Here is a 9927-nt window from a genome sequence, read left to right as displayed (position 1 = left end):
TCGTGAAAATAAAATAAATGCGATTTGTTAATAACTAACTAATAAAAAATGACTGATATAACAATAAAAAGTCATTAAAAAGCATTGATTCACTGTCAGGATGACAGCAAGCTCAAAGGGAGAAAGGCAATGGCTCTTTACGATCCAAGTCTTGTGAAAGACAACTGTGGATTTGGCCTGATTGCACATATGCAAGGTCAACCTAGCCACAAACTGGTTCGCACCGCAATCTCAGCACTGGACCGCATGACTCACCGTGGCGGCATCAACTCAGATGGAAAAACAGGCGATGGTTGTGGTTTATTACTTCAAAAACCCGATTCTTATTTCCGTCTTCTCGCAGAAGAAAACCAATGGAACCTCGGTAAACAATATGCCGTCGGCATGATGTTTCTATCCAAAGATCCCGTCAAAGCCCAATCTGCAAAAGACATCATTAACCAAGAACTGTCCCAAGAAACTCTGACCATTTCTGGCTGGCGCGATGTGCCAACCAACGAAGACGTACTCGGCCCAATCGCGCTAAGCTCGCTACCCAACATTGTTCAGGTTTTTATCTCTGCCCCCGCTGGATGGCGTGAGCAAGATGTAGAAAGGCGTCTTTACATCGCCAAACGCCGCATCGAAAAACGCATCACGGAAGATGAAGATTTCTATATTTGTAGCTTATCGACGCAAGTAATCGTCTACAAAGGTCTGTGTATGCCGGCCGATCTGCCGCGATTCTACCTCGATCTTGCTGATCTTCGCATGGAATCGTCGATCTGTTTGTTCCACCAGCGTTTTTCTACCAACACCCAACCACGTTGGCCATTGGCACAGCCATTCCGCTACTTAGCGCACAATGGTGAGATCAACACCATTGAAGGCAACCGCCAATGGGCGAAAGCTCGTGCTTATAAATTTGCCTCACCACTACTACCGGATTTGCAAACTGCCGCTCCTTTCGTCAACGAAACAGGCTCGGACTCTTCAAGCCTAGATAATATGCTCGACCTATTCTTGTCTGGTGGTATGGATATCTTCCGTGCGATGCGAATGCTGGTTCCGCCAGCGTGGCAAAATCACCCAGACATGGACCCAGACCTTCGTGCTTTCTATGACTTTAACTCGAAGCACATGGAGCCGTGGGATGGCCCTGCTGGCATCGTCCTTTCCGACGGTCGCTACGCAGCCTGTAACCTTGACCGTAATGGCTTGCGCCCTGCGCGCTATGTAATTACTAAAGACAACCTCATCACTCTTGCATCCGAAGTTGGCATTTGGGATTACGCTCCAGACGAGGTAGCGGAGAAAGGCCGTGTTGGACCTGGAGAGCTGCTTGTTGTCGATACCCAAGAAGGCGAGCTGTGGCACTCCGATGATATCGACAATGATCTGAAAAACCGTCATCCCTATCGCGAATGGATGGAGAATAACGTCCATAAACTCACGCCGTTTAGTGAGCTCGCTGACGATCAAGTGGGTAAGCGCAGCTTTGATGAAACTCTGCTCAAAACCTATCAAAAGCAATTTGCCATGACCAACGAAGAAACCGATCAGGTACTTCGTGTCTTGGGCGACATGGGCCAGGAAGCAGTTGGCTCCATGGGTGACGATACCCCGATGGCCGTGCTTTCCTCGAAAGAGCGTTTAGTTACGGACTACTTCCGTCAAAAGTTTGCGCAGGTCACCAACCCGCCTATCGACCCATTGCGTGAAAAGCACGTGATGTCGCTAGCGACCAGTGTTGGTCAAGAGATGAATGTGTTCTGTGAAACCGATGGTCACGCATACCGCGTCGCCTTCGACTCACCAGTATTGCTGTACTCTGACATGCAGCAACTTTTGGAGCTTAGCGATAAACACTATCGCAATACGATCCTCGACATTAACTACGATCCAAACGAGAAAGATCTTAAGCAAGCGCTACTCGATCTCTGTGATCAAGCGGAAGCGGTGGTCAAAGAAGGTACCGTGTTAGTGGTACTTTCTGATCGAGCACTGGTTAAAGGCAAACTGCCGATCCCAGCAGCAATGGCCGTTGGCGCAGTACAAACCCGACTGATCGAAGCCAACCTACGCTGTGACGCCAACATTATTGTTGAAACGGCAACCGCTCGAGACCCACATCAGTTTGCCGTGTTACTTGGCTTTGGTGCTACCGCCATCTACCCATACCTCGCGTATGAAGCGTTGGGTAAAATGGTGGACGACGGCGCGATTGCCAAGAGCTATCGCGATGTGATGCAAAACTATCAATACGGCATCAACAAAGGTCTGTACAAGATCATGTCGAAGATGGGGATCTCGACCATCGCCTCATACCGCTGCTCACAATTGTTTGAAGCCGTCGGTCTGCATTCCGACGTGGTCGACTTATGTTTTACCGGCGTTACCACTCGTATTCAGGGCGCGAGCTTTGAAGACTTCCAACAAGATCTGTTCAACCTATCCCGTAAAGCTTGGGCCAAACGCAAACCTGTTGAACATGGCGGCCTACTGAAATACGTCCACGATGGCGAATATCACGCTTACAATCCTGATGTCGTCGGTACGCTTCAACAAGCGGTGAAATCTGGCGATGCGTCCGACTACAAGTCTTATGCTAAGCAGGTCAACGACCGCCCTGTCGCGATGCTGCGTGACTTGATGAAGCTGAAAAAGGCGGACAACGCGCTACCGCTTGAGCAGATTGAGCCTAATACTGAGCTGTTCAAACGCTTCGATTCAGCGGCGATGTCCATTGGCGCATTGAGCCCAGAAGCGCATGAAGCTTTGGCCATGGCAATGAACAAGCTTGGCGGCTATTCCAACTCTGGCGAAGGGGGTGAAGATCCACGCCGCTTTGGTACTAACCGTAACTCTCGCATTAAGCAGATTGCTTCCGGTCGTTTTGGCGTGACACCACACTACCTCACCAATGCTGACGTGTTGCAAATTAAGGTCGCGCAAGGCGCGAAACCGGGTGAAGGGGGGCAACTGCCAGGACACAAGGTCACTGCTGAAATCGCCAAGCTGCGTCACTCGGTGCAAGGGGTCACACTCATCTCCCCGCCTCCACATCACGATATCTACTCCATTGAGGATTTAGCCCAGCTTATCTTCGATTTAAAACAGGTAAATCCCGATGCGCTGGTATCGGTGAAACTGGTGTCTGAACCTGGTGTCGGTACTATCGCTACGGGTGTTGCTAAGGCTTATGCCGACCTCATTACCATCTCTGGTTACGACGGCGGTACGGCCGCTAGCCCGCTGACCTCGGTGAAATACGCTGGGTGTCCATGGGAGCTAGGACTTGCCGAAACGCAGCAAGCACTGGTTGCCAATAACCTACGCCACAAGATCCGCCTGCAAGTCGATGGTGGCTTGAAGACAGGACTCGACGTTGTTAAAGCCGCCATTTTAGGTGCTGAGAGCTTTGGTTTCGGTACTGCGCCTATGGTTGCTATGGGCTGTAAATTCCTTCGAATCTGTCACCTTAATAACTGCGCGACTGGCGTTGCAACGCAAGACGAAACGCTGCGTAAAGAGTACTTTAAAGGTCTACCGGAAATGGTGGTCAACTACTTCACGGGACTTGCTGATGAAGTACGTGAACTGCTCGCTGAGTTGGGGGTAGAAAAGCTCACCGACCTGATTGGTCGCACGGATTTACTGGAAGCGGTAGAGGGCATGACAGCGAAGCAATCCAAGCTCGATCTGTCGAACATCCTTGAAGCCCCTGTATCCCCTCTGTCTCACCCATTGTATTGGACTGAGCCAAACCAGCCTTTTGATAAAGCCGAGCTTAACCAGAAGATTGTCGAGCAAACCGAAACGGCTGTTGAAAGCAAAGCCGGTGGTAGCTTCTACTTTGATGTGAGAAACACTGACCGCTCAGTGGGTGCAAGGCTTTCTGGCAGTGTAGCTAAACGCTATGGCAACCAGGGGATGGCAACAACGCCAATCAAACTCTATCTCGATGGTACCGCTGGACAATCCCTTGGGGTTTGGAACGCTGGCGGGGTAGAAATCTACTTAACTGGCGATGCCAATGACTATGTCGGTAAAGGCATGGCTGGCGGCAAGTTAGTGATTAAGCCTCACGTAGGCACCACCTTTACCTGTAACGATGCCACTATCGTCGGTAACACCTGCTTGTACGGTGCAACGGGCGGTAAGCTCTTTGCCGCAGGTACTGCTGGTGAGCGCTTCGGGGTGCGTAACTCAGGCACCATCGCCGTGATTGAAGGTGCCGGTGACAACGCCTGTGAATACATGACGGGTGGTATCGTCGCCATTCTTGGCGCAACGGGCGTGAACTTCGGTGCCGGTATGACGGGCGGCTTTGCTTATGTGATGGACAGCAACGATGACTTTGAAGGTCGCGTCAACACTGAATCAGTGGAAGCCATTTCACTGTCTGAACTCTACATCCATCAAGAGCATCTGCGCGGTTTGATTGCCGAGCACCTTGAAGAGACAGGTTCAGTGCACGCTGAGCACATTCTGGCGAACTTCGATGAATGGATTCCGAAGTTCTATCTCGTCAAACCAAAGGCTGCGGATCTTCGCACCCTACTTGGTCACCAAAGCCGAAGCGCCGCAGAGCTGCGCGTTCAAGCACAGTAATTGGAAGGAGCCAGAATAATGAGCCAGAACGTATACCAATTTATTGATGTGAACCGCGTCGACCCTGCAAAGAAGCCGATCAAGGTTCGTAAAATCGAGTTCGTAGAAATCTACGAACCCTTTACCAAACAGCAAGCGACGGCTCAGGCCGATCGCTGCCTGGACTGTGGTAACCCATACTGCGAATGGAAATGCCCAGTTCATAACTACATCCCTCAATGGTTAAAACTCGCCAATGAGGGACGAATCATAGAAGCGGTAGAGCTCTCACACCAAACCAACAGCCTACCTGAAGTCTGTGGTCGCGTGTGCCCGCAGGATAGACTTTGTGAAGGGTCATGTACCTTAAGCGATGACTTTGGTGCCGTCACTATCGGCAACATCGAAAAGTACATTACCGACAAAGCCTTCGAAATGGGCTGGAAACCGGACATGTCTCATGTTGAATGGACAGATAAAAAGGTCGCCATTATCGGTGCCGGACCGGCTGGCCTTGCTGCCGCCGATATTCTGGTGCGCAATGGCGTCAAACCTGTCGTCTTTGACCGCTACCCTGAGATTGGTGGTCTACTCACTTTCGGCATTCCATCTTTCAAACTTGAGAAAGATGTCATGCTCAATCGTCGCCGTATCTTTACCGAGATGGGGGTAGAATTCCGCCTCAATACTGAAGTAGGTAAAGATGTCGAGATGGCAAGCTTGGTTGAAGAGTACGATGCGGTATTCCTAGGCGTCGGTACCTACAAAAACATGCGTGCCGGTCTGGAAAATGAGAACGCCCCAGGCGTTTTTGATGCCCTGCCGTTTTTGATCTCCAATACTTACAAAGTCATGGATCTCGAGGGTGAACTACCGTTTATCGACATGAAAGGTAAAAAGGTTGTCGTATTGGGTGGGGGTGATACGGCGATGGACTGTGTTCGTACCTCTATTCGTCAAACAGCGAGCAGTGTCATTTGTGCCTACCGCCGTGACGAAGCTAACATGCCCGGCTCTCGCCGCGAGGTGAAAAACGCCCGCGAGGAAGGCGTCAACTTTATGTTTAACCTTCAGCCGCTTGGCATTGAAGTGGATGCTAATGGCAACGCATGCGGCGTGAAAGTAGTGAAGACCGCATTAGGTGAACCAGATGAAGCGGGTCGCCGTCGTCCTGAACCTGTGGAAGGCAGCGAGCACGTACTGGAAGCCGACGCGGTTATCATGGCATTTGGCTTCCAACCGCATCAAATGTCGTGGTTAGAACCTTATGGCGTAGAACTTGACCAATGGGGCCGCATCAAAGCCCCTGTATCTCAAGAGTTTATGTATCAAACCAGCAACAAGAAGATCTTTGCCGGTGGTGATGCGGTTCGCGGCTCAGATTTGGTCGTCACGGCCATTGATGAGGGACGCAAAGCTGCAGAAGGCATACTAGACTTCTTAGACGTATAGAGCCCAAAATTCCATGACTAAGCCCAGCTCTGCTGGGCTTTTGTTTAAGGGCTACATTTTGCAAGGGAATGTTATGACCATAACTAAGCTTTTGACGCTATCGACCACCATTGCTCTTACCGCCTGCGGCGCTGGCTATCAAACCACCACAGATCGTACCCAACAGCCGTGCGGTGACAGTCCGCGCTGCGTCTCGACTCAAGATAGTCGTGAAGACTTTAAACTCGCGCCGTTTAAGCTGGCGCCAGACACCAACATCAACCAGGTTGAGACGGTTGCATTAAGCTTTGAAAATGCCGAAGTCGCTGCGAAAGAAGGCAACTATTTAAGGGTTGAATATACCTCGAGTGTGTTTCGCTATGTCGATGATATGGAAGTCAGAATCCAAGATGGCGAGCTATTGGTACGCTCTGAAGCACGTATCGGTTACTACGATTTTGAGGTTAATAGGAAGCGAGTTGAAGCATTTCGCGCTAAGCTCATCGAAACTGGATTAGTCATCGCAAATCCCTAGTTGCTCCATCTCGCAAAGGTTGGGAAGCGTGGCGACTGTTGCTATACTGCACGCCAAAATACGTTTTCCAACTTGAGAGAGTCTCTATGAAAATCGGCGTAATTGGCGCAATGGAACAAGAAGTGTCCATCCTAAAAGCAGCACTAGTGAACCTTGAAGAAACCAAGAAAGGCGGCTGTACCTTCTTTACTGGTCAACTTAACGGTGCCGACATCGTGCTACTTCAATCAGGTATCGGCAAAGTAGCGGCAGCAGTCGGTACAACGATCCTCCTTAGCGATTACCAGCCAGACGTTGTGATTAACACGGGCTCTGCAGGTGGCTTTGAGTCTTCTCTAAACCTAGGCGATGTCGTTATCTCAACCGAAGTTCGTCACCACGACGCTGACGTGACAGCATTTGGCTACGAGATTGGCCAAATGGCAGGCCAACCAGCCGCTTTCACTGCCGACCAAAAACTAATGGACGTAGCAGAGCAAGCACTCGCACAAATGGAAGACAAGCACGCGGTTCGCGGTCTTATCTGTACTGGCGATGAGTTCGTTTGCCGCCCAGAGCGTCAAGCGGTTATCAGTGAGAACTTCCCAGGCGTTATCGCCGTAGAAATGGAAGCTTCCGCAATTGCGCAAACCTGTCATCAATTCAACACGCCATTTGTTGTGGTTCGAGCTATCTCTGATGTCGCGGATAAAGAGTCACCAATGAGCTTTGAAGAATTCCTACCACTTGCAGCGCAAAGCTCGTCTGAAATGGTAGTAAAAATGGTTGAGCTGCTTAAATAAGCACGCCCTGCCATAAAGAACATCACGTACAAGGACGACGTCAATGAGCTCTTTTTTTGAGAGTTTATATGCCAATGGTGCACTCCTAACGCTCTGGGGTGCACTATTATTTCATCTACTCATCCCCATTCCTCCTGCTGCGCACCCTGTTCGATTCTGGCAACGGTCGCTCACTCATATCGCAAACAAAGTCAATTCACCCGTAACGTCGGCTCAGCAGCAACAGTTGTCAGGAGTACTCGCATTAATGCTCGTGCTACTGCCAACCTGGGCGGTACTGATGGCTTTGCAATCTCTGGTTTGGAAAGTCGAGTTTTATCAATTGGCATTGCTGCTTCTTGCGGTTGAATGGCGTGGTAATGAACTGTTTACTCGCCACTTTATCGATGCGCTCGCCAAAGAAGATAAATCAAGTGCTCGCCATCTCCTCGCTTCAAGAGTGAATAGAGAAACCGCTTCTTTGTCCCTGCTTGGATTGGGTAAGGCGGGCGCGGAAAGCGTTATTATGGGGTACGCTCGAAACGTCATCGGTGTACTATTTTGGTTTGGGGTTGCCGGGGGGATCGGTGCTCTAATGTATCGTCTTTGCTCGGAGTTGGCGCGCAACTGGAGCCCCAATAGACCGGGTTATCACACCTTTGGCAAGCCAGCAGCTAGGCTATTTACCCTTATCGACTACATACCGCAAAAACTGTTTTCGATTACCGTTTTGCTTGGCATGCCAATAAAGACTGTTCAAGACACCCTCTCTCAAGCTAAGGCGTGGTCTAACCGTGCAACGAATTGGCTCATTTGTGGTTATGCCAATCGCTTCGGCCTCGCGTTAGGCGGCCCCGCGATTTATGGTGATGAAAAGCTGCAACGCGCACGCATTGGCGGCAAAATCGCACCAGCGGCGATTCATGTTGCTCAAATTCAAAAACACATCGCATGGCGGGTTTATCTGTGGTTAATGCTGCAAAGCGCCGTAATGTTCATTTTCTATCAAGGATTGTAATCCATGAAAAAACCGCTTTTTGGGGCTCTGATCTTACTGGCGAGTAGCGCCTCAGTCGCGGATACCCAACGTATTATTAGCCTAGCTCCTCACACCACAGAGCTCGCTTACGCTGCGGGTCTTGGGAGCAAACTGATCGCAGTGAGCGAGTACAGCGACTACCCAGAACAAGCTGAAAAACTCGAGCGTGTCGCAAACTATCAAGGTATTAAGTTAGAGCGAATCGTGGCCTTGGAGCCGGATCTTATTTTGGCATGGCCAAGTGGAAATCCTGCTAGAGAGCTCGAGAAATTGGAGCAACTAGGCTTTAACCTTTATTACTCCAAGGCCAAGTCACTGGAAGGCATTGCCAACAACCTCGAGGCATTAAGCCAGTATGCCGATGATGCCGAAGTCGGCATTAATGCCGCCAAACAGTTTCGCGCCGAGCTTTCCAAGCTCAAGCAAAAATACGACACTAACCACAAGGTGCGCTACTTCTATCAACTCAGTGAAAAGCCCATTATTACGCTTTCGGATGGCAACTGGCCAAGTGAGGTATTCGAGTTTTGTGGGGGCGAAAACATCTTTGCAACGAGCAAAGCACCTTATCCTCAAGTCAGCCCAGAGCAAGTGATCGTTCGCCAGCCCGAGGCGATCTTCACTTCAGAGCACGCTATAGCCAACGGCACCATGTGGTCAAAATGGCAACAAGAATTGCCTGCGGTGCAAAATGAACATGTTTGGGCTCTGACTTCGGACTGGCTCAATCGTCCGACCCCAAGAACCCTACTGGCCGTTACTCAAGTCTGTGGGCACTTGGACTCAATAAGAACTCACAAGAAATGAGAGATTGATCACATTCAGGTAAGATTCGCTATCCGCAAACGTTAAATCCCGTAAAATTGACGCACTTTCCTATTACTTTTCTTCAGTGAGAATATAGCTGTGGATTCCATGCTTTATTTAGTCGACCTATTTGGTACGGCGGTGTTTGCAATATCGGGAGTGATACTTGCAGGAAGACTTAGGATGGATCCTTTTGGTGTCATGGTACTTGGCAGTGTGACAGCCATCGGTGGCGGAACCATCCGCGACATGGCACTAGGTGCAACGCCTGTTTTCTGGATCACCGATACAACTTATATATGGGTCATTATTGTCACCTGTATTGCCACCATGATGCTTATCCGGCACCCGAGGCGCTTACCTTGGTATGTTCTGCCCGTCTGTGATGCCATTGGCCTTGCGGTATTTGTCGGTATCGGTGTTGAAAAAGCATTGATATTTCAAGACTCGTACTTAATTGCAGTGATCATGGGTGTTTTAACCGGCTGCGGTGGCGGTATTATTCGTGACGTTCTTGCTCGTGAAGTACCTATGGTATTGAGGCGAGAGGTGTACGCTACCGCCTGTATTATTGGCGGTACCTTCCATGTAGGCGCTCTAATGATGGGCGCATCAACGGGTAGCGCCTTCCTATGCTGTGTTGTGGCCACTCTAGTCATCCGCCTTGGCGCAATTCGTTGGCACCTCTCTTTGCCAACCTTCGCACTCGACAAGTAGCTTCAAATAACTGACAGGAGATACCGAATTCTCCTGTCAGCCTCTTCATTTTTCTCTGTCGCTTT

Annotated in this window: 7 protein-coding genes; all 7 read left to right on the top strand. The window is 50.0% G+C overall.

The features are described 5' to 3' along the window. Positions 1-129: 129 nt before the first annotated feature. Entirely contained in the window at positions 130-4593 is a 4464-nt protein-coding gene (gene gltB / locus AAA946_RS02955; protein WP_338163554.1) for a glutamate synthase large subunit, read from the top strand. 18 nt (positions 4594-4611) lie between these two features. Further along, a complete protein-coding gene (locus AAA946_RS02950; protein ID WP_338163553.1) occupies positions 4612-6024 on the top strand; it encodes an FAD-dependent oxidoreductase in 1413 nt (470 codons plus the stop codon). A 73-nt stretch (positions 6025-6097) separates the two neighbouring features. Further along, positions 6098-6538: a DUF1499 domain-containing protein gene (locus AAA946_RS02945; protein WP_338163552.1), complete on the top strand. Its 441-nt coding sequence runs from the start codon at positions 6098-6100 to the stop codon at positions 6536-6538. Positions 6539-6624: 86 nt separating this feature from the next. Then, positions 6625-7320 (top strand): 5'-methylthioadenosine/S-adenosylhomocysteine nucleosidase, encoded by a 696-nt coding sequence (gene mtnN, locus AAA946_RS02940; RefSeq protein WP_338163551.1) that lies wholly within the window; start codon positions 6625-6627, stop codon positions 7318-7320. Between the two features lie 43 nt (positions 7321-7363). Continuing rightward, complete coding sequence (locus AAA946_RS02935; RefSeq protein ID WP_338163550.1) at positions 7364-8317, top strand: cobalamin biosynthesis family protein; 954 nt, start codon at positions 7364-7366, stop codon at positions 8315-8317. Between the two features lie 3 nt (positions 8318-8320). Beyond that, the gene (gene btuF / locus AAA946_RS02930; RefSeq protein ID WP_338163549.1) at positions 8321-9145 is read left to right on the top strand and encodes a vitamin B12 ABC transporter substrate-binding protein BtuF; all 825 of its coding nucleotides are present in this window, start codon (positions 8321-8323) and stop codon (positions 9143-9145) included. Between the two features lie 99 nt (positions 9146-9244). Continuing rightward, positions 9245-9862 carry a TRIC cation channel family protein gene (locus AAA946_RS02925; RefSeq protein WP_338163548.1) on the top strand — a complete coding sequence of 206 codons (618 nt, stop codon included), beginning with the start codon at positions 9245-9247 and terminating at the stop codon, positions 9860-9862. Positions 9863-9927: the final 65 nt, after the last annotated feature.

Origin of the sequence: Vibrio sp. 10N, assembly GCF_036245475.1 — a bacterium.
Lineage (GTDB): Bacteria > Pseudomonadota > Gammaproteobacteria > Enterobacterales > Vibrionaceae > Vibrio.
Note: the sequence above shows the minus strand (reverse complement) of the source record. Positions and strands in the feature narration are given on the sequence as shown.

Coding starts and splice junctions, on each gene's coding strand:
- gltB (WP_338163554.1), top strand. CDS start 130: ATGGCTCTTTACGATCCAAGTCTTGTGAAAGACAACTGTGGATTTGGC.
- AAA946_RS02950 (WP_338163553.1), top strand. CDS start 4,612: ATGAGCCAGAACGTATACCAATTTATTGATGTGAACCGCGTCGACCCT.
- AAA946_RS02945 (WP_338163552.1), top strand. CDS start 6,098: ATGACCATAACTAAGCTTTTGACGCTATCGACCACCATTGCTCTTACC.
- mtnN (WP_338163551.1), top strand. CDS start 6,625: ATGAAAATCGGCGTAATTGGCGCAATGGAACAAGAAGTGTCCATCCTA.
- AAA946_RS02935 (WP_338163550.1), top strand. CDS start 7,364: ATGAGCTCTTTTTTTGAGAGTTTATATGCCAATGGTGCACTCCTAACG.
- btuF (WP_338163549.1), top strand. CDS start 8,321: ATGAAAAAACCGCTTTTTGGGGCTCTGATCTTACTGGCGAGTAGCGCC.